Annotated in this window: 17 protein-coding genes; 11 read left to right on the forward strand and 6 right to left on the reverse strand. The window is 69.9% G+C overall.

The window, feature by feature from the left end; translation table 11 throughout:
* Nucleotides 1-6: 6 nt before the first annotated feature.
* Entirely contained in the window at nt 7-510 is a 504-nt protein-coding gene (locus AB0J87_RS02610) for a MarR family transcriptional regulator (RefSeq protein WP_363962318.1), read from the reverse strand.
* Nucleotides 511-571: 61 nt separating this feature from the next.
* Here AB0J87_RS02610 and AB0J87_RS02615 point away from each other — a divergent pair, with 61 nt between their 5' ends.
* Together AB0J87_RS02615 and AB0J87_RS02620 are read left to right on the forward strand one after the other, a co-directional pair.
* Nucleotides 572-1,852 carry an amidohydrolase family protein gene (locus AB0J87_RS02615; RefSeq protein ID WP_363962319.1) on the forward strand — a complete coding sequence of 427 codons (1,281 nt, stop codon included), beginning with the start codon at nt 572-574 and terminating at the stop codon, nt 1,850-1,852.
* Nucleotides 1,853-1,896: 44 nt separating this feature from the next.
* On the forward strand, nt 1,897-2,859 hold the full coding sequence (locus AB0J87_RS02620) for a YihY/virulence factor BrkB family protein (protein WP_363962320.1): 963 nt from the start codon (nt 1,897-1,899) through the stop codon (nt 2,857-2,859).
* Here the strand turns inward: AB0J87_RS02620 and AB0J87_RS02625 are convergent.
* A complete protein-coding gene (locus tag AB0J87_RS02625; protein WP_363962321.1) occupies nt 2,848-3,960 on the reverse strand; it encodes a D-alanyl-D-alanine carboxypeptidase in 1,113 nt (370 codons plus the stop codon). The genes AB0J87_RS02620 and AB0J87_RS02625 overlap by 12 nt on opposite strands.
* A gap of 83 nt (nt 3,961-4,043) precedes the next feature.
* On the opposite strand from AB0J87_RS02625, the gene AB0J87_RS02630 reads away from it, so the two are divergent.
* Entirely contained in the window at nt 4,044-4,277 is a 234-nt protein-coding gene (locus AB0J87_RS02630; RefSeq protein WP_363962322.1) for a hypothetical protein, read from the forward strand.
* Here the strand turns inward: AB0J87_RS02630 and AB0J87_RS02635 are convergent.
* Nucleotides 4,249-5,601, reverse strand: coding sequence for a peptide ligase PGM1-related protein (locus AB0J87_RS02635; RefSeq protein ID WP_350731291.1), 1,353 nt, complete (start codon nt 5,599-5,601; stop codon nt 4,249-4,251). The two genes, AB0J87_RS02630 and AB0J87_RS02635, sit on opposite strands and share 29 nt — an antisense overlap.
* A gap of 533 nt (nt 5,602-6,134) precedes the next feature.
* Here AB0J87_RS02635 and AB0J87_RS02640 point away from each other — a divergent pair.
* Nucleotides 6,135-7,361 carry a M20 family metallopeptidase gene (locus tag AB0J87_RS02640; protein WP_350731293.1) on the forward strand — a complete coding sequence of 409 codons (1,227 nt, stop codon included), beginning with the start codon at nt 6,135-6,137 and terminating at the stop codon, nt 7,359-7,361.
* Nucleotides 7,362-7,364: 3 nt separating this feature from the next.
* Here the strand turns inward: AB0J87_RS02640 and AB0J87_RS02645 are convergent, their stop codons facing one another.
* A complete protein-coding gene (locus AB0J87_RS02645) occupies nt 7,365-9,245 on the reverse strand; it encodes a Xaa-Pro dipeptidyl-peptidase (protein WP_363962323.1) in 1,881 nt (626 codons plus the stop codon).
* 279 nt (nt 9,246-9,524) lie between these two features.
* Between AB0J87_RS02645 and AB0J87_RS02650 the strand changes: the two genes are divergently transcribed.
* The 6 genes from AB0J87_RS02650 to AB0J87_RS02675 all read left to right on the forward strand — a co-directional run bounded on the left by AB0J87_RS02650 (nt 9,525) and on the right by AB0J87_RS02675 (nt 16,361).
* Nucleotides 9,525-10,595 carry a BMP family ABC transporter substrate-binding protein gene (locus tag AB0J87_RS02650; RefSeq protein ID WP_363962324.1) on the forward strand — a complete coding sequence of 357 codons (1,071 nt, stop codon included), beginning with the start codon at nt 9,525-9,527 and terminating at the stop codon, nt 10,593-10,595.
* Nucleotides 10,596-10,679: 84 nt separating this feature from the next.
* A complete protein-coding gene (locus AB0J87_RS02655) occupies nt 10,680-12,266 on the forward strand; it encodes an ABC transporter ATP-binding protein (RefSeq protein WP_363962325.1) in 1,587 nt (528 codons plus the stop codon).
* Entirely contained in the window at nt 12,266-13,408 is a 1,143-nt protein-coding gene (locus AB0J87_RS02660; RefSeq protein WP_363962326.1) for an ABC transporter permease, read from the forward strand. Before AB0J87_RS02655 ends, AB0J87_RS02660 begins: the two co-directional genes overlap by 1 nt.
* A complete protein-coding gene (locus AB0J87_RS02665; protein WP_363962327.1) occupies nt 13,405-14,685 on the forward strand; it encodes an ABC transporter permease in 1,281 nt (426 codons plus the stop codon). The genes AB0J87_RS02660 and AB0J87_RS02665 overlap by 4 nt, the downstream gene beginning before the upstream one ends.
* On the forward strand, nt 14,682-15,080 hold the full coding sequence (locus tag AB0J87_RS02670; RefSeq protein ID WP_363962328.1) for a cytidine deaminase: 399 nt from the start codon (nt 14,682-14,684) through the stop codon (nt 15,078-15,080). Before AB0J87_RS02665 ends, AB0J87_RS02670 begins: the two co-directional genes overlap by 4 nt.
* On the forward strand, nt 15,081-16,361 hold the full coding sequence (locus AB0J87_RS02675; RefSeq protein ID WP_363962329.1) for a thymidine phosphorylase: 1,281 nt from the start codon (nt 15,081-15,083) through the stop codon (nt 16,359-16,361).
* Between the two features lie 360 nt (nt 16,362-16,721).
* Here AB0J87_RS02675 and AB0J87_RS02680 read toward each other — a convergent pair whose 3' ends face one another.
* Nucleotides 16,722-17,108 carry a MarR family transcriptional regulator gene (locus tag AB0J87_RS02680; protein WP_350731306.1) on the reverse strand — a complete coding sequence of 129 codons (387 nt, stop codon included), beginning with the start codon at nt 17,106-17,108 and terminating at the stop codon, nt 16,722-16,724.
* A gap of 87 nt (nt 17,109-17,195) precedes the next feature.
* On the opposite strand from AB0J87_RS02680, the gene AB0J87_RS02685 reads away from it, so the two are divergent.
* On the forward strand, nt 17,196-18,602 hold the full coding sequence (locus AB0J87_RS02685) for an MFS transporter (protein WP_363962330.1): 1,407 nt from the start codon (nt 17,196-17,198) through the stop codon (nt 18,600-18,602).
* Between the two features lie 53 nt (nt 18,603-18,655).
* Here the strand turns inward: AB0J87_RS02685 and AB0J87_RS02690 are convergent.
* Nucleotides 18,656-19,972: hypothetical protein (locus AB0J87_RS02690; RefSeq protein ID WP_363962331.1), on the reverse strand; the 1,317-nt coding region annotated here is incomplete at its 5' end.

Raw genomic sequence — 19,972 nt, forward strand, 5'->3', positions numbered from 1 at the left:
CGGGGGTCAGCGGAAGCGGCGGCGGCCGAGGCGGGAGAGGACCTCGCGCAGCGCGTCGGCCGCCTCGCGCACGACCTCGTCCGGGATCCCGCCCGCCACCTCCTCGGTCGCCCGCCCCGAGGCCACCAGCGCGGCCTCCGCCACGCGCTGCCCCTCTTCGGTGAGCTGCACCCAGCGGCTGCGCGCGTCGCCCGCGTCGGCCTCGCGCTCGACGTATCCCGCCGTCGCCAGCCGCTGCAGCACGTTGCTGATCCCGCCCGACGTCAGGAACAGCGCCTTCGACAGCTCGCTCGGCTTCATCCGGTACGCCGGCGCCCGGCTCAGCGCGGCCAGCACGTCGAACTCGGCATACGTCAGCCCCAGCTCGGCCAGCTCGGCCTTGACCACCTGATCGAACAGCAGATGGAGCCGCGCCGTCCGCTTGCTGAGCTCCAGGGCGGCGATGAGCGACGGCGACAGGCCCGCGTCCTTCCAGCGGGGGACCAGCGCGTCGACCTCATCGTGTGTCACGCCATCGAGGATACCTGTCACAATATTGCTTTCTTAAAAGCTTCTCATTAAGCTTTCGGCCATGACATCTACGATCTTGATCAGGAACGGCGTCGTCGTGGACACCGAGCCCGAGCCCGTCGTGCTGGGTCAGGTGGACGTGCGGATCGAGGACGGCCTCATCGCCGAAGTGGGCCCCGGCCTGCCGGACGTCCCGGGTGCGGAGGTGATCGACGCGACCGGGCGGATCGTGCTCCCCGGCTTCGTCGACACCCACCGCCACACCTGGCAGGCGGGCATCAGGGCCGTCGCGCCCGACATCACGTTCGACACCTATCTGCGGCGGGTCCTCACCGAGCTCGCACCCCGCCACCGCCCCAAGGACGTCTACGCGGGCAACCTCGCGGGCGCGCTGGAGTGCCTGGACGCGGGCATCACCACGCTGCTCGACTGGTCGCACGTCCAGTTCAGCCCGGAGCACACCGACGCGGCCGTGCGGGGGCTGGGCGAGTCGGGCATCCGGGCCGTGTTCGGCTACTGCTACGGCGGCGATTCCGACGAGCTGACCAAGGAGACCCGGCGGGTCCACGACTCGCTCTTCTGCTCGTCCGGGCTGGTCACGATGGTGGTCGCGGCGCTCGGTCCGGAGATCGTGGGGGAGGAGCGCTCGCTGGAGGAGTGGCGCGTGGCGGCCGAGCTCGGCCTTCCCGTCACCGCGCACCTGGGCGGCCACGGCCCGGAGAGCGCCGAGCGCGGGCTCGCGTTCCTGGAGGCGAACGGCCTCCTGGCCACCCCCACGACCTTCGTGCACGCGCTGCACTACACCGACGAGGCGCTCCGGCGCATCGCGGCCGCCGGCGGCACCGCCTCGCTCGCCCCCGTGGACGAGATGAACCTGGGCCTCGGCTACCCCGCCACCGGCCGGCTGAGGGCGGCGGGGATCCCGACCGGCCTCGGCGCGGACACCGTGGTCTGCGCGCCGGGGGACCTGTTCAGCCTGATGCGGGCGGTCCACCTGCTCGAACGCGGCCGCCCCGGCGGCGCCGGGATGGGCTTCACCACCCGCGACGCGCTGCGCATGGCCACCATCGAGGGCGCCCAGGTGCTGGGCCTCGCCGACGTCATCGGCTCGCTGCGGCCGGGCAAGCAGGCCGACCTCGTGCTGCTGCGTACGGACACGTTCGGCATGGCAGCGGCGCACGACCCGATCGGCGCCGTCGTGCTCAACGCCGACACCAGCGCCGTGGACACGGTGCTGGTCGGGGGCCGGGTGGTCAAGCGTGACGGGCGGCTGCTCCACCACGACGTGGCGGCGGTCCTCTCCACACTGATCGAATCGGCGGATATGGTGGCGAACCCCTGATCGTCGCCCCGGCGCCGGGGTAGTGGGTCCCCAGGAGGCGCGTCATGGCGAGCGTGATGAAGCGGATCGAGGCGGTCAAGGCCCGGGGCCGCCGCAAGGTGACACGCTGGCGGGAACGGCGTCCGGCGTTGGACCACGCGATCAGGGCGGTGCGGCGTTACCAGCACCAGTCCGGCGACACGCTGGCGGGCGCCGTCACCTACTACGCGTTCCTGTCGTTCTTCCCGCTCGTGGCGCTCTCGTACGCGGTGCTCGGGTTCGTGGTGGCGACCAGCGAGGCCACCAGGGACGCGCTGGAGAAGGCGATCGTCGAGCGGCTGCCCGGCATCGCCACCCAGCTCAACCTCGACGCCATCGCCACGGCCAGGCAGACGGCCGGGGTCATCGGTCTGCTCGGTCTGCTCTACGCCGGGCTCGGCGCGCTGGACGCGCTGCGCGGGGCCCTGCGCGAGATGTCGATGACCACCGCGCCGCCGCTCAGCTTCCTCGTCGGCAAGCTGCGCGACCTGGCCTCGATCCTCCTGATCGGGGTCACGATGATCGCGTCCGTGCTGGTCGCCGGGTTCGCCACCACGGCCACGGACAAGGTCATGCAGTTCGTCTTCGGGAGCGAGTCGGCGCTGGCCACCTGGGGGCTGCGGCTCGCGGGCGTGGTGGCGAGCGTGGCGGCCGACTGGCTGCTGTTCCTGATCCTGCTCGGGTGGGTGGACCGGCCGACCCGGCCGTTCCGGCTGATCGCCAGGGGGGCGCTGCTGGGCGCGATCGGGTTCGGGGTGCTCAAGCAGGCGGCGACGCTGGTGCTCGGGCAGACGCTGAGCAACCCGATCTACGGGACGTTCGCCGTCATCGTCGGGCTGCTCGTCTGGATCAACTTCTCGGCCAGGCTCGTGCTCTACGTCGCCGCCTGGACGGCCACCGCCGGCCGCTGCCCGCCGCCTTCTCCGACCCCGGTCCCGTCCTGGAACCCGGACGGCTGGGCCGTGCGCGAGGGCACGTCAGGAGCCTGAGCGGCCGCGCCGGCGGCGGATGCCGAACCCGAGCCAGACCAGCCCGAACAGCAGCCCTCCGCCGATCACCACGGATCCGATCGTCTTCGTGGAGTCGGTCTGCTTGGAGGCGGCCGTGTCCAGCAGCGGCGGCTGGGCCGCGGGCGTGACCTTGGAGGCCGGCGGAGCGGAGGAGCGCGGGACGGCCTGGACCGCCGGGAGCGGGTCGACGAGCCGGCCGACCGGCTGGACCTTGCCCCTGACCGAGAAGCCCCAGTCGAGCAGTTTGGCCACCTCCTCCCAGAAGTACCCCTCGTGCCGCATGATGCTCACGACGATCGTGTGCCCGTCGCGGGTGGCCGCGCCGACGAAGCTGCCCAGGGCCTTCGAGGTCCAGCCGTTCTTGATGCCGATCATGCCCTTGTAGCGCCAGAGCAGCTTGTTGTGGTTGCTGATCTCGTAGTAGCCCTTGGGCGCGGGGAACTTGGACGTCTTCGTGCTGATATATCCGCGGAAAGCGGGATTGGCGAGGCCGGCGCGGGCGATCAGCGCCAGATCGTACGCCGAGCTGCTCTGCCCCGGCTTGTCCAGCCCGCTGGGCGTCTTGGCCACGGTGTCGTACGCCTGCAGCCGCTTGGCCGTGGCGTTCATGTCGCTCATGGTCTTGGCGACGCCGCCGTTCGTCTCGGCCAGGGCCATGGCCGCGTCGTTCCCCGACGACATCATCAGCGCCCTGAACAGGTCGTCGATCTTGTACGTCGCCTTGACCGACAGGCCGACCGCCGTGCCCTCCTGGTTGCAGGCGTTCTCGCTGGGCCGGATCCTGCGGTCCTTGTCGAGCTTGGGAATGAGCGTGAGCGCGGTCAGCGTCTTGAGCGTGCTGGCCGGCAGGTAGCGCCCGTGTGGGTCCTTGGCCGCGAGCACCTCACCCGTGTCCACGTCCGCGACGACGTACGACGTAGCCTGGGTTTTGGGCGGTTCCTTGACGCCCTCGGGCGTCACCAGGCCGCGGCTGCCCAGCGCCTCACCCCCGACCGGTGTCGTCGGAGCGGCATATGCTGTCCCGCCGGTGAGCGAGACCGAGGCGATGAGTGCCGTGACCGGCACGAGTTTCGTCCACATGGCGGTCTCAGCGTAGCTTCGAGTGAATGCCCATGTGGCGACACATCCCCCGTTGATCCACCTTCGATACTAGAGAGGCGCTCATGTCACGAAAGATCGCCGGATTCCTCATCATCCTCGGCGCATTCATGATCTTCGAGTGGGTGAACCTCGGGTTTAACTTGGCAGACGGGCATCCGACCAGCTTCTACGTGGTGCACGGAATCCTGATCGCGGTGAACATCATCCTCGCCATCGTGCTGGGGATCATCGGCTGGCGGGGGTTGCGCGGGAGTGGCGAGAAGGGGGTCACGGGCCGCACAGGAGACGCCGGGTGAGGGCGTGCAGCTCGTCCGCCTCCTCCCGGGAGTCGCCGATCGTGGTGAAGCCCAGCTTCCCGTGCTCGGGCACGGCGCCGAGCAGGTGGAAGACGTTCCCGGTACGCCGTTCCGCGTCGAACCCGACCCCGAGCCGATCGGCCATGCGCACGACCTCGCCGGGGCTGCGCCCGCGCAGGCAGGTCGATGAGCAATTGTCGGTCGCGGTGTAGAACTTCGGCTGATTTCCGGACATGAGGAGGCCGGTGGCCGGATCGTACGTGGCCCCGGTCGTCAGCACGGCGGCGCCGAACGGATGGGTGGTGCCGCCGATCCGCAGGTTGATCTCGCACAGCAGCGCCGCGTACCCGGCGTCGGCCTTCAGCGCGAAGAAGTCCATGCCGAATATCCCCACCACGCCCCGATCGGCCAGCACCTGGGCGATCCGCTCGGCGGACGAGCCCACCTCGGCCCGGTACTCGAGCGCCGCGGGGAACGTGCAGCCCTGGTAGACGTGGCCGTTGGGCCCGCCGAGGATCTGGTCGTGCGTGGCCAGCACCTGCGCGGTGCCGCCCGGCGTGATGCAGGCCAGCGCGCTCGGGTAGTACAGCGGCCGGTGCTCGATGAACTCCTCGACCACCGCCCCCCGATCCCTGATCTTCGCGGTGAAATTGGCCCAGGTCTCGCCGGAGGCCGAGAAGCTGGTCAGCGACCGGTCGGCCTTGGTGACGATCGCGTTGCCGAGCCCGGAGTAGCTGTCGTTCAGCTTGACGATCACCCGCTCGCCCGGCAGGGCCTCGATCGCCTCCTCGATCTCCAGCACGTGCCGGACGTCGCCGAAGCCCCGCGCCATCGGCACGCCCGCCTCGTGGCCGACCTCGCGCGCCCCGCTCTTGGAGCCGTAATAGGCCAGGGCGGTGGCCGGTCCGTAGAGGGGGACGTTGAGTAACGAGGCGAGCTCCTCCTCGAGCTCGCTCAGGACGAACGGCACCAGCCAGGCGTCGCCCTCGATGGCCGCGCGCACTTGCTCCAGCGCGTCCGGGCGGGCGAGCAGGGCCTTGGTCAGCGGCTGGGACCAAGGGTCGTCGAGGCTGATCAATGTGAGCCGTTTGGCCGCGTCATCCGGATCCGGCAGGAACGCGAAGTAGTAGTCGATGATGTCGGGATCGATGGGCGCGGAGGAGAGGTAGACCACCTTGACCCCGGGCTCGCGGAGCGTGAGCAGCAGGAACAGCAGCCGCTCCTCGTAGGATCTGGCCCCTGTGATCCGGCGGAGCTCATCCTGAGGAAGGGAGAGCGAGGGTACGACCACCAGGGTCCCCTCGCTCGGCTTGAAGATGCTCAACCCAGCATACTTCTCCCCGAACGGGATATTAGTGATCATATTGCGAGTGAAACACGCATTCTTCTCAAATGCAGCCATCGTCGAAGTGTGATGACCATGACAGAAGGTGACAGGATTCGGAATCGCTGACCACGTTTGAACTAACAGCATCGGGTCATGATCTACTGATCCGTTGTGACCATTTCCGGATCACCTGAACGTTCACGGACCGTGACCACCTGGGGTTACGGACATGCTCACAGGAACTTTTGGAGTATCTGTCACCGCGAACTTGCGCCGGGGCGATAAAGTCGAAGCATCGCCATCGGGCTCACGGCCGACCGCTGTGCTCCCGGGCTGCAGCGGCGCTCGCGACTGACGAACGCAAAGCCCATGCTGACGATCTCGCGCACCCCTACCAGTGGGTGTGTTTTTTGATCCGCCGAGTGTGCCGCTCGACCGGGAGGCCACGGCGGGATGGACGAGCTTTCACAGCGGATGAGCCGCGGTGGTCAGACATATTGGTGCGCGCGGCATGGACGGGACGGTGACATATGCGGGGACGTGAGCTTCGGGGGGAACTCGACGCGTTCCTGGCGGAGACCGAGCAGGATCTCGTGGCGTTCCGCCGCGACCTGCACATGCACCCTGAGTTGGCCTTCGCGGAATATCGCACGACGCAGCGGATCGCCGAGCGGCTCACCGCCGCCGGGTTGACCCCCTCGGTGCTCCCGCGCGGCACCGGGCTGATCTGCGACGTGGGCAGCGGCGACGGCCCGACCGTCGCGCTGCGCGCCGACATCGACGCGCTGCCGCTGCAGGACGAGAAGGACGTGTCCTACCGCTCCACCGTGGCCGGTGTCTGCCACGCGTGCGGCCATGACGTGCACACCACGGTCCTGCTCGGCACCTCGCTCTTCCTCGCCCAGCAGGCCGCCGCCGGCCTGCTGCCCGGCCGGGTGCGGCTGATCTTCCAGCCCGCCGAGGAGCTGCCCGGCGGCGCGCTCGAGGTCATGGCCCAGGGCGGCATCAGCGGCGTCGACCGCATCTTCGGCCTCCACTGCGACCCGCGCGTGGACGTCGGCCAGGTCGGGCTCAAGGCCGGCCCGATCACCTCGGCCTGCGACAAGCTGGTCGTCAGGGTGTCGGGCCCCGGCGGGCACACCGCCCGCCCCCACCTGACCGCCGACCTGGTCTTCGCCCTGGCCAAGATCCTCACCGAGCTGCCCGCCGCCCTGTCGCGCCGGGTCGACCCGCGCTCCTCGCTGAGCCTGGTCTGGGGCAAGGTCGAGGCCGGCACGGCGGCCAACGCGATCCCCGACGACGGCCTGGCCGCCGGGACGGTCCGCTGCCTCGACGAGGGCGCCTGGCACGCCGCCCCCGACCTGATCAAGTCGCTGCTGGAGTCGGTGGCCGGCGCCTACGGCGTGGAGGCCGAGATGGACTACACGCGCGGCGTGCCGCCGGTCGTCAACGACGAGGTCAGCGTCGAGATGCTGGCCGAGGCCGCCGAGCGCGTGCTGGGCGCGGGCGCGGTGGTCCCGACCCAGCAGTCACTCGGCGGCGAGGACTTCGCCTGGTACCTCGAGTCGATCCCCGGCGCGTTCGCCCGCCTGGGCACGCGTTCGCCCGACGGCGTGACGTACGACATCCACCAGGGCACCTTCGACGTCGACGAGAAGGCGATCGCGATGGGTGTGCGCGTCATGGCCGCCACGGCGCTGACCGCGCTGTGGGAGGTCGGCCCGCTCGACACGGTCACCACCACCGCGATGGCCTAGTCCCTACAGCAGCTTGCCGAAGACCACGGGCAGTCGCAGCGACGACTGCCCGGGCGAGACCGTGACCTTCGTGCCCGGCGGGTACCGCAGGGTGTAGTCGACGTCGGTCGAGATGATCACGAGGCCCAGCCGGTGGCCCTTCTTGAACAGGTAGTCCGTCGGCTGGAAGTCCCACGTGAACGTGTACTCCTTGCCCGGGCGCAGGGCCTCGGTCCGGTCCGCGCGGTGCCGGTTGCGGACGTCCAGCCAGCCCCTGGTGACGATCTTGTACGGGGTGGTGGCGGTGCCGAGCGTCCTGAGCGTCGTGCAGCCCGTGTCACCCGGGAAGCCCTCGCCGTAGCAGTAGGATTGGCCGGTCGAGACCAGGGAGCCGTTCGCGCGGACGTCCGTGCCGTAGTCCACCAGCAGGGCCGTCAGGTACGGCGAGGAGCCGTCCTTCAGCGAGGCCCGCACCGACACCGTCGGGGTGCCGGAGATCCGCACGTCGGCGGGCAGGTCGCCGGTCACGTACGCCAGCCGGTTCGGATCGGAGCCCGTGGCCTCCACCAGCTGCTCGGCCGTCCTGGACTTCTGGTCCACGAACGACTCCCTGGCCGAGCGCGGGCTGGGCAGCAGGCCCAGCTTCGAGCCCGAGCCCGTCCAGAGCGGCACCGTGGCCGCGCCGGGCAGCGGCCATGAGGCGTGCTGGGCCCACTGGCCGGGCGCGATCTCCACGTCGGCCTGCGGCTCGCGCATGATGCCCGAGTCGATCCCGTACAGCCAGTAGTCGAACCAGCCGTGCAGCTGGCGCAGCCACTCGACCGTGCGCAGGTTGAAGGGGTTCATGTGGGTGCCCTGGTGCAGCCAGATCTTGCGCGGCACGTGCCGCTTGGCCAGGGCGTACCACCACTGGGCGAACTGCTTGGTCTTGACGTTCCAGTCGTTGAGCCCGTGCACCAGGAAGACGCTGGCCTTGACCTTGCCGACGTCGTTCAGGTAGTTGCGGGCGTCCCACATCTGGCTGTAGTCGCCGGTGATCCGGTCCTGGGCCGTGGTGATCCCGTCGATCAGGGCGCCGCAGGCGGCCTGGCCGTCCTGCCTGGTCAGCACGTACTTGGCGAGCACGTCCAGGTCCTCGCCCTGGAAGCCGCCGGGCGCCAGCACGCCGCCGTTGGCGCGGTAGTAGTCGTACCAGCTGGAGATCGAGGCGATCGGCACGATCGTCTTCAGGCCCTCGACGCCGGTCGTGGCGACCGCGTTGGGCAGCGTGCCGTTGTACGAGACGCCGATCATGCCGACCTTGCCCGTCGACCAGGTGGCCTCGACCGGGTTGCCGGCGGCGTCGAAGCCCTTGGCGCGGCCGTTCAGCCAGTCGATCGCGGCCTTCGGGCCGGCCGTCTCGTTGCGGTCGCCGGAGGTGGGGCAGCCGGTGGCGCGGCCGCTGCCGAGGTTCTCCACCAGCGCGATGGCGTACCCGCGGGGCAGGAAGTAGTTGTCGTAGTAGCCGTCGAAGGGCTCGGCGGCCAGCTTGTTCCTGGCGGCGGCGAGGGCGGGCAGCGGGTTGCCGTTCGCGTCCACGTCCACGGGGTGGTTGGGAACGTCGTTGCCGCCGGCGTAGTACGGGCTGGCCTCCATGATGACCGGGACCTTCAGCCCCTGGTCGGTCTCCTTGGGGCGCAGGATGTCGACGGCGACCCGGTCGGGCTTGCCGTCGTTGTCGCTGTCGGTGCCCTCGACCTCGACGAACACCGTCTGCTTGACGGCGTCCGCGCGGGAGAAGACGGGCTGGGTGGCGTTGTTCTCGATCTTTATGGCCGGTGCGTCGGCCGTCGCGGGCGTGTTTCCACTCAGGGCCACGACGAGCAATGTGGCCAGCGGCACTGTCAGGACCTTCCAAGGATGCATACGGGGCTCCGAGATCAGGTTTCCACCGTCTGTCGGAATCTCCGTCATGATCCGCGCCGGCACAAGGGGTCAAAGTTGGGCAAAACCTTCCGTGTGTCACGGATTGCTCCCGATTCGTCCTTCAGGTCACGGACGCGAGTGATGTCGATAACGGAGCGGTTGCGACCCTGTGCGCTGGTTTGGTTCGCCCTGGTCAAGCAACTATCTTCCGTGCAGGTGCCGTACGTTCTTTTGGGCCTGACAGCGGCGAGGACGACGGGGAAATGGAAGGGAGTCGCCTTGCTCGGCAAGCGATTCAGCAGGATGGCGATCGGCTCCGTGGCCGGGGTCATGCTCATGGCCGCGGCGGCCTGCGGCGGCAGTGGTGGGGGTACCACGGCCAGCGAGGCGCCCAGCAGCGCCGACGCGAGCAGTGAGGCGTCGAAGGGCGGGCTGAAGGTCGGACTGGCGTTCGACGTCGGCGGCCGGGGCGACAAGTCCTTCAACGACGCGGCCTACGCCGGTCTGGAGAAGGCCAAGACGGACCTCAGCGCGGACATCAAGGAGCTGAGCCCGGCGGCCGACGGCTCCAACCGTGGCGACCTGCTGCGCCAGCTCGCCGACGCGGGTTACAACCCGATCATCGGCGTCGGCTTCGCGTACGGCGACGACATCAAGAAGACGGCGGCCGAGTACCCCGACATCCAGTTCGCGGTGGTCGACTCCGCCTCCAACGGGCCGAACGTGACCGGCCTGCTGTTCGCCGAGGAGCAGGGCTCCTACCTGGCGGGCGTCGCGGCGGCCACCAAGTCCAAGTCCAACCACGTGGGCTTCGTCGGCGGCGTCGAGAACGACCTGATCAAGAAGTTCGAGGCGGGCTTCGTGGCCGGCGTGAAGTCGGTCAAGCCGGACGCCAAGATCGACATCAAGTACCTCACCCCCGACGGTGACTTCTCCGGCTTCAAGGCCCCCGACAAGGGCAAGGTCGCGGCCGAGAAGATGTACCAGGACGGCGCCGACATCGTCTACCACGCCTCCGGCGACTCCGGTCTGGGCGTGTTCCAGGCGGCGGCCGCGGCCAAGAAGAAGGCCATCGGCGTCGACTCCGACCAGCGCCAGACGGTCAAGGAGACCGACCTGCAGGGCGTCATCATGACCTCGATGCTCAAGCGGGTCGACGTCGGCGTGTTCGAGTTCATCAAGGCCTTCCAGGGCGGCGCCAAGGGCGGCTCCAACATCACGTACGACCTCAAGGTCGACGGCGTGGGCCTGTCCACCACCGGCGGCGAGATCGACGACATCAAGGACAAGCTCGACGCGGCCAAGAAGGACATCGTCGACGGCAAAATCACGGTTCCGTCGAAGCCGTAATCGGGGTAGGAGTGACAGCTGAGGGCCCGGAGTCCCCACTTCGGGCCTTCTGTCTATCCCCCGCCCCCCGCTAGGAGAGGCGAAATGAGTGCTGACACCCTGGCCACGGCGAAACCCGCTGTAGAGCTGGAGGGCATCACCAAGCGTTTCCCCGGTGTCGTCGCGAACCACGACATCCGCATCACCGTCGAACCAGGGACGGTGCACGCCATCGTCGGGGAGAACGGCGCGGGCAAGTCAACGCTGATGAAGATCCTGTACGGCATGCAGAAGCCGGACGAGGGCACCATCAGGATCAACGGCGCCGAGGTCAGCTTCCGTACGCCGAGCGACGCCATCGGCGTCGGCATCGGCATGGTCCACCAGCACTTCATGCTGGCCGACAACCTCACCGTGCTGGAGAACGTCGTCCTCGGGGCCGAGCCGAAGAAGGCCGGCATGCTCGACATGGCCTCCGCCCGGAAACGCATAACCGAGCTGGCCGAGAGCCACGGCCTGCGGGTCGACCCCGACAAGCTCGTGGAGGACCTCGGCGTCGGCGACCGCCAGCGCGTCGAGATCCTCAAGGTCCTCTACCGAGGCGCGCGCATCCTCATCCTCGACGAGCCGACGGCCGTGCTCGTGCCGCAGGAGGTCGAGGAGCTCTTCCAGAACCTGCGCGAGCTCAAGGCCGACGGCCTGACCGTCATCTTCATCTCCCACAAGCTCGACGAGGTGCTCGGCATCGCCGACGCGATCACCGTGATCCGGCGCGGCACCACGGTCGCGAGCGTGGACCCCCGCGAGGTCACGGCGCGCCAGCTCGCCGAGCTGATGGTCGGCAGCGAGCTGCCCACGCCCGAGACCCGCGAGTCCACGGTGACCGACGTCGTGACGCTGCGGGTCGCCCAGGTCACCATGGAGGCCGACGGCTACCACGCCGCCGCCGACCCGGCCAAGCTGCGCGAAGAAGGCAAACGGCTGCTCCTCGACGACGTGTCGTTCGAGATCCACCGGGGCGAGATCCTCGGCATCGCCGGTGTCGAGGGCAACGGCCAGTCCGAGCTGATCGAGGCGATCATGGGCATCCGGCCCGCGCACGGCAGCATCGAGCTGGACGGCCAGGACATCAGCCAGTGGTCCACGCTCAAGCGCAGAGAGTCCGGCATCGGCTACATCCCGGAGGACCGGCACCGGCAGGGCCTGCTGCTGGAGGCCTCGCTGTGGGAGAACCGCGTGCTCGGCCACCAGACCAGGAAGCCCGCGCGCAGCGGCATCTGGATCAACCGGCGGGCCTCGAAGGCCGACACCGAGCGCATCGTCAAGGACTACGACGTACGCACGCCCGGCGTCGACACGCTGGCCCTGGCCCTGTCGGGCGGCAACCAGCAGAAGCTGATCGTGGGCCGCGAGATGAGCGGCGAGCCGAGGTTCCTCATCGCCGCCCACCCCACCAGAGGCGTGGACGTCGGCGCGCAGGCCGCCATCTGGGACCACCTGCGCAACGCCAGGGCCGCCGGGCTGGCCGTGCTGCTCATCTCCGCCGACCTCGACGAGCTGATCGGCCTGTCCGACACGCTCCAGGTGATCTACCGCGGGCGGCTCGTGGCCGCGCTCGACCCTTCCGACATCACGCCCGAGCGGCTGGGCGGCTACATGACCGGCGCCATCGCCGGCACTGAGGAGACGTGATGCCCGCCGGGCTCAACCGGGCGCTGCTCACCGTGGCGGGCGCCGTCGTCGCCATCGTCCTCGCGGTCGCGATCTCCAGCGTGGCGATCACCGCGGCGGGCGCCAGCCCGCTCGACGCGTTCGCCGCCTTCTTCGACTTCGGCGCGACCCCGCGGGCCGTCTCCAACGGCATCGCGGCCTTCCTCAACCGGGCCGTGCCCCTGTTCATCGCCGGTCTCGCGGTGGCCGTCGGCTTCCGCATGAACCTCTTCAACATCGGCGTTGAGGGCCAGTACCGGCTCGCGGCCATCGTCGCCGCGTACGTGGGCTCGACGTTCGAGGCGCCCGCCCCGATCCAGATCGCGGTGATCATCGTGGTCGCCGCGGCCGTCGGCGGCCTCTACGCGCTGATCCCCGCGGTCATGAAGGTGACCAGGGGCGTGAACGAGGTCATCGCCACGATCATGCTGAACTACGTCGCGATCAACATCGCGTCCTACCTCGTACGCGGCCCCTTCGCGGGTCAGCGCGCCGCGGGCCAGCTCACCACGACCACGCCGCAGTTGCCCGAGTCTGCCATGTTCCCCAACCTGAACTTCCTGTTCGAGGGGTTCGGCCTGCTCCCGCCCACGCGCGGCGGCGGCCTGTGGGGCTTCCTGATCGTGGCGATCGTGCTCGGCGTGGTGATCTGGGTGGTGCTGGAGCGGACCCGGTTCGGCTTCAACGTCAAGGCCAGCGGCCTCAACGGCCCGGCCGCGCTCGCCTCCGGCGTGAACCCCAAGACCATGGTCATCGCGGCGATGGTGCTGTCCGGTGCGATCGCCGGACTCATCGGCCTGCCCGAGATCCTCGGCGACAAGGGCGCGTTCAACTCCAACTTCACCGCCGGTCTGGGCTTCCTCGGCATCGCGGTGGCGCTGCTCGGCAGGAACAAGCCCGTCGGCATCGCGGTCGCCGCGCTGCTGTTCGCCTTCCTCGACCGGGCGCAGGGTCCCCTGCAGATCGCGAACGTCCCGCCGTCCGTCATCACGATCATCCAGGGCGTCATCGTCCTGCTGGTCGTCGTGGCCAACGAGGTGACGAACCGGCTCGCGCTCAGACTCGAGGAGCGCCGGGCCGCCCAGCAGCTCAGCAGCAAGACCCCGGTTGAGGTGGCAGCATGACCAGGCTAAGCAAGTACCACCTGGCGCTCATCGGAGTCGCCGCGCTCATCCTGCTGATGTCGCTGGTACGCGTCGCGTCCGGCCAGAACGACATCACCTCGTCCGGCACGTTCGCCGCCGCCCTGCTGCTCGCGGTGCCGATCGGCCTGGCCGGCCTCGGCGGCCTGTGGGCCGAGCGGGCCGGCGTGGTCAACATCGGCCTCGAAGGCATGATGGTGCTCGGCACCTGGTTCGCCGGCTGGGCCGGATACCAGTGGGGCGCCTGGGCCGCGCTGCTGGCCGGGCTGCTCGGCGGCGCGCTCGGCGGCCTCATCCACGCCATCGCGACCGTGACGTTCGGCGTCGACCACATCATCAGCGGCGTCGCGATCAACCTGCTCGGCCCCGGCATCACCCGCTTCCTGTCCGAGGTGTTCTACAAGGACGGCACCGCCGCGGCGGACGCGGGCGCGGGCTTCACCGGCTCACCGGCGATCACCTCGCCAGCGCCGACGCCCAGCCTGCCACTGCTCTCCGACGGGCCGGACCTCCTGGGCAAGCTGGAAGGGACTCACTGGTTCCTCCTCTCGGACCTGGCGGGCATCCTGCGCGGGCTCACGCACGAAGTGAACGTGCTGGTCATCCTGGCGGTCCTGCTGCTGCCCCTGACGTTCTTCGTGCTCTGGCACACCCCGTTCGGGTTGCGCCTGCGCTCGGTGGGCGAGAACCCGTGGGCGGCCGAGTCGCTGGGCGTGAACGTCTACCGGATCAAGTACCTCGCGGTCGTCGTCTCCGGCGCGTTCGCCGGGCTCGGCGGCGTGTTCCTGGTCTTCGTCTCCTCCAAGTACGTCGAGGGCCAGACGCAGGGGCGCGGCTTCATCGGCCTGGCCGCCATGATCTTCGGTAACTGGCGCCCGGGCGGGCTCGCCATCGGCTCCTCGCTGTTCGGCTACGCCAGCGGGCTCCAGCTGCGCAGCACCGGGGCGATCACCTCGTTCTTCCTGTTCGGGGCCCTGCTGCTGCTCATCTATCTGATCGTCAGGGTCCGCCGGATGTTGTCACCCGGCCGGCCCGCCGAGCTCGCGGCCAGGAGCGCCAGGGAATATACGCTGATGGCGGTCGCCGCCGCGGGCATGGTCGTGCTCTTCTGGCTCTGGCTGACCGTCGACCAGCTGCCGAACGAGTTCGTCTTCATCACACCACACGTGCTCACGCTGATCGTGCTCCTGGTGGCTTCGCAGCGGCTGCGAATGCCCAAGGCCGACGGCGTGCGCTACCGCCGGGGAGAACAACATTGAGCACCATCAACTGGGACGGCCTGCGTTTCGAGGCCACGCAGGCCATGCACAACGCGTACGCGCCGTACTCGAAGTTCCCCGTGGGGGCGGCGGCGCTGGCGGACGACGGGCGGATCGTCACGGGCTGCAACGTCGAGAACGCCTCCTACGGCGTGGGCCTGTGCGCCGAGTGCGGCCTGGTGTCGGCGCTGCAGGCGACGGGCGGCGGCCGGCTGGTGGCCTTCACCTGCGTGGACGGGCACGGTGAGCTGCTGATGCCGTGCGGGCGCTGCCGTCAGTTGCTGTACGAGTTCGGCGGTGAGGACCTGCTGGTCGAGACCGTGGACGGGCCGAAGCGGATGGCGGAGATCCTGCCGTACGCGTTCGGCCCCCAGGACCTCAGCCGGAGCGCCTGAATGGACGCGATCGAGGTCATCCGCGCCAAGCGTGACGGCGGCGAGCTGACCACGGCCCAGATCGACTGGGTGATCGACTCCTACACGCGCGGCGGCGTGGCCGACGAGCAGATGTCCGCGCTGGCCATGGCCATCCTCCTGAACGGCATGAACCGCCGCGAGATCGCCGACTGGACCCAGGCCATGATCCGCTCGGGCGAGCGCATGGACTGGTCCGCGCTCGACCGGCCCACCGCCGACAAGCACTCGACCGGCGGCGTCGGCGACAAGATCACGCTGCCGCTGGCGCCCCTGGTGGCGGCGTGCGGGGCGTACGTGCCGCAGCTCTCGGGCCGCGGCCTCGGGCACACCGGCGGCACGCTCGACAAGCTCGAGTCGATCCCCGGCTGGCGGGCCTCGCTCTCCAACGGCGAGATGCTGCAGGTCCTGCGCTCGGCGGGCGCGGTCGTGTGCGCGGCCGGGTCGGGGCTGGCACCCGCCGACAAGAAGCTGTACGCGCTGCGCGACGTCACCGGCACCGTCGAGTCGATCCCGCTGATCGCCTCGTCGATCATGTCCAAGAAGATCGCCGAGGGCACCGGCTCGCTCGTCCTCGACGTGAAGGTGGGCTCGGGGGCGTTCATGAAGACCCCCGAGACGGCTCGGGAACTGGCCGAGACCATGGTGGCCCTGGGGACGGACGCCGGGGTGCGCACCGTGGCCCTGCTGACCGCGATGGACCGGCCGCTGGGCCTGGCCGTGGGGAACGCGCTGGAGGTCGCGGAGTCGGTCGAGGTGCTCGCCGGAGGCGGGCCCGCCGACGTGGTGGAGCTGACGGTACGGCTGGCGCGCGAGATGCTGGAGGCGGCCGGGGTGTCGTCCGGCAAGGACCCCGCCAAGGCCCTCGCCGACGGGTCGGCCATGGACGCGTGGCGGCGGATGATCCTGGCGCAGGGCGGCGATCCGGACGCCCTGCTTCCCCGGGCGGCCGAGACCCTGACCGTGGAGGCGCCCGCGTCCGGGGTGGTGACCCGGCTGGACGCGTACGCCGTGGGCCTGGCCGCCTGGCGCCTGGGCGCCGGACGGGCGCGCAAGGAGGACCCGGTGTCGTTCGGGGCCGGGATCACCCTGCACGCCAAGCCTGGAGACCTGGTGCGGGAGGGGCAGCCGCTGATGACGCTGCACGCGGACGAGACGGCTCGGTTCGAGCGCGCTCTGGAGGCGCTGGAGGGCGGCTACGCGGTGGGCTCGGCGGGCGAGGAACACCTCCCCCTGGTCATCGACCGCATCACCGCCTCCTGACCACCCCCACCCCCGGCGCCCGCCCCACCATCGCGGCTGCCTCGCCGCGCATCCAACCCCCTCTTCGAAGGACACCGGCCACGGTCGGCGGGGTCGTCCCGCCGTCGCGGGCTGGGGTCCCTCGGAGGAAGGGGCGTAGGGGTGCTGCGAGGGGCGGTTCGTCGGCGACGGGCGCTTACGGCGTGCCGTCCCTGCCCTCCCCAAAAGGACACCGGCCACGGTCGGCGGGGTCGTCGCGGGCTGGGTCGCCAGGGAGCTCCACGACGTGCATTTCACCCTCTCACCCGAAGGACACCGGCCACGGTCGGCGGGGTCGTCCCTGAGGTCCTTCGGGGGACAGGGCGTCGGGCTCTGCGGTGGTCAGCGGGCCAGGGCCGGGGCGTCGGCGAAGATCTCCGCGAGGACGGCGCGCTGTGTGGGGAGGGCCTCGGCGTGGCGGGCGCGGCCCTCGTCCGTGATGCACACGAACACACCCCGCCGGTCCGCGTCGCAGACCCCGCGTGACACGAGCGCGGCCTTCTCCAGGCGGGCCACCACCCGGGACAGGGCGCTCTGGCTCAGGTGAACCTCGTCGCAGAGCTCCTGGATGCGCAGCTTCCGGTCATGATGGACGATCCGGTCGAGCACCTCGAACTCGCTGGGCCCCAGCCCATGTCGATCCCCCAGCTCGCGCTCCAGAGCGCACATGCCCTTGGCGTGCTTGGCCAGGACGTAATGCCAGGTGTCGACCACGAACTCCTCGTCCATGTCGCGGAGGTTACCACTTCGCTAAAACTTATGCAACGGCATTAAATGCGTTTGCATTAGATGCAACCGCATGTATCGTTCTGTCCCATGTCCTCTTCCTCATCCCGTTGGGGCGCGCTCGCCGTGCTCTGCGCAGTGATCTTCCTTGACGCCCTTGACGTCTCGATGGTCGGTGTCGCCCTACCTGCCATTCAGCACGATCTGGGCCTGAGTACGTCATCTCTGCAGTGGGTGGTCAGCGGCTACGTGCTCGGTTACGGCGGTCTTCTGTTGCTCGGGGGCAGGACCGCCGACCTGCTCGGGCGGCGCAGGGTGTTCCTGGTCGCTTTGGGTGTCTTCGCCGTGGCGTCGTTGCTCGGTGGCATTGTGGACGACGGCGGGCTGCTGATCGCGGCCCGGTTCGTCAAGGGTGTGGCCGCCGCGTTCACCGCCCCCGCGGCCTTGTCGATCATCACGACGACTTTTCCTGAGGGGCCCGAGCGCAACAAGGCATTGAGCATCTTCACCGCCTGTGGCGCCAGCGGCTACTCACTCGGCCTCGTGCTGTCCGGCCTGCTCACCGAGATCGGCTGGCGCTGGACGCTGCTGATGCCGGTCCCCGTGGCGATCCTCGCCCTGCTGGTCGCGCCGAGGGTGCTGCGCGGCCGTGACGAGCGGGCCGAGGGCGGTCACGACCTGATCGGCGCCGCGCTGATCACCGCGTCCATGCTGCTGCTGGTGTTCACGGTCGTGCAGGCGCCGGAGGCCGGCTGGGCCTCGCTGCAGACCATCGGCTCGCTGGTGGCGGTGGCCGTGCTGCTCGGCCTGTTCGTCTTCACCGAGCGGCGGATGCGGCACCCGCTGGTGCGCCTCGGCATCCTGCGCTCCGGCCACATCGTCCGCGCCAACCTGGGGCTGCTCATCCTCATGGGCTCGTACGTGGCCTTCCAGTTCGTGGCGATGCAGTACTTCCAGAACCTCCTCGGCTGGTCGGCCCTGGGCACCGCCCTGGCGTTCCTGCCCGCCGGCCTGCTGGTCGCGCTCACCTCGACCAAGATGGGTGACTTCGCCGACAGGTTCGGCACCGGCAAGCTGATCGTCATCGGCTCCGCCGCGCTGGCCGGCGGGTACGCGATGTTCCTCGGCATCGACCGCACTCCCAGCCTCGGCGGCATGGTGATCCCGGGCATGCTTCTGATGGGCATCGCGTTCGCGCTGTCGTTCCCCTCGCTGAACATCCAGGCCACCACCGGCGTGGACGACGACGAGCAGGGGCTGGCCTCCGGGCTGCTCAACACCTCCGGCCAGGTGGGCGGCGCGATCGTGCTGGCCGTGGTCACCGCCGTGCTCACCTCGGGCGGCGGTGAGACGCTCTCGATCGGCTCGCTGCGCTCGGCGATCGTGGTCTCGCTGGTGCTGGCCCTGGTCGGGCTGGCGATCTCGGCGACCGGGCTGCGCGCCCGCAAGGCCCAGGCCGTCGAGGGCGAGAGCGTCAAGGTCTACGAGACCGTCTGACCAGCGGCGTTTTCACTGAAAGGGCTCCGTCGTCCCGGCGGGGCCCTTTCTCGTCATTTCAGCGCGCCGAGCGGGGAGTCGTAGCCGATCCACTCCTCGCCCCCGAAGTCGGCGCTCCTGCCCGACCGGACGTTCACCTTGGTCAGGTAGGCGTCCTCGTCGTCCTCGTCGGGCTGGCGTACGAGGACCTCGTCGGCGCTGAGCCAGCGCTCGACCGCGATCACGCCGTAGTCGTCGAGCGCCGTGCGGGAGCCGAAGACGCGGCCGGTGCGGGCGTTCATGGTGACGAGCCGCTCGTCGGCCGACACCAGGGCCAGCGTGCGGCCGTCCGGGGAGAGCGCGGCGCCGTACTCGAGGAGGCCGGGGTCGACGCGGTAACCGCCCGCGCGGCCCCTCGCGCCCTGGAGCGTGAGGGTGGCGACCGACGCGTGACCCGGTACGTCGTCCACGTCCACCTCGTCGCTGACCACCCGCCTGCCGTCGTTCCCCACGGCCAGGATCTTGATCTTCGTTCCGCTGACGTGCCGGGTCGCGCCGGTGTCGAAGTCGAGCATCGCGCCGTCGGCGGCTCCGAAGTCGAGAGCGAAGTACCGGCCGTTCGGCGAGGAGGTGATGTGCGGGAGCGTCTCCTCGTGCTTGATGTCGATCTTCTTGACGACGCCCGTCGGCAGGTCGTGCACGACGTACGAGCCGTCGCGGTGCCGGTAGGCCAGGCGGTGGCCGTCCTGGCTGATGGCGAGGGGCAGGGCGACGAGCGTGTCCTCGTCGTAGCCGGCCCGCGCGGCCTGCAACCGCCACTCCTTGCCCGACAGGGTCGTCAGCCGCCACTGGCCGCAGGGTTGCGGGTCGCTGGAGTCGGAGGAGGCGCCCTCGCAGTAGTCCGTGTACGCGTACCGGATGGGGTCGCCCAGCTTGTCCGGCATCGCCATGGGGACCTCGTCCGGCGGCGTGAGGGCGGTGCCGCCGTCATCGGCCGCCTTCTCCAGGTTGCCCGCCAGGGTGCTCGCCGCGATCACGACCAGGGCCGCGAGCGCGCCGACGGCCCCTGCCGACGCGGCCGCCCACAGGGTGACGCGGAGCCTGCGCCGCCTGCCGATGCGGGTCAGGACGGGCTCGGAGAGGTTGATGTGCGGCATGCCGGCCGCGATCCGGACCAGGGCGGCACGCAGGCCTGGCTCGTCGGTGTCCGACCCCTGGGTGGGGACTGCCCATGGGGTGGCTGCCGCCTCATGAGCGGTGCCCGGCGGATCCTCCGGGGCGACCCACGGCGCCTGGTCCGCCGCCTCCCGCACGTCACCGTCCGGCTCCGGAGACGCGTCACCGTCCGGCTCCGAGGGTGCGTCGCCATCCGGCTCCGGAGACGGGGCGTC

Source organism: Nonomuraea sp. NPDC049625, assembly GCF_040675285.1.
Taxonomy (GTDB): domain Bacteria; phylum Actinomycetota; class Actinomycetes; order Streptosporangiales; family Streptosporangiaceae; genus Nonomuraea; species Nonomuraea angiospora_A.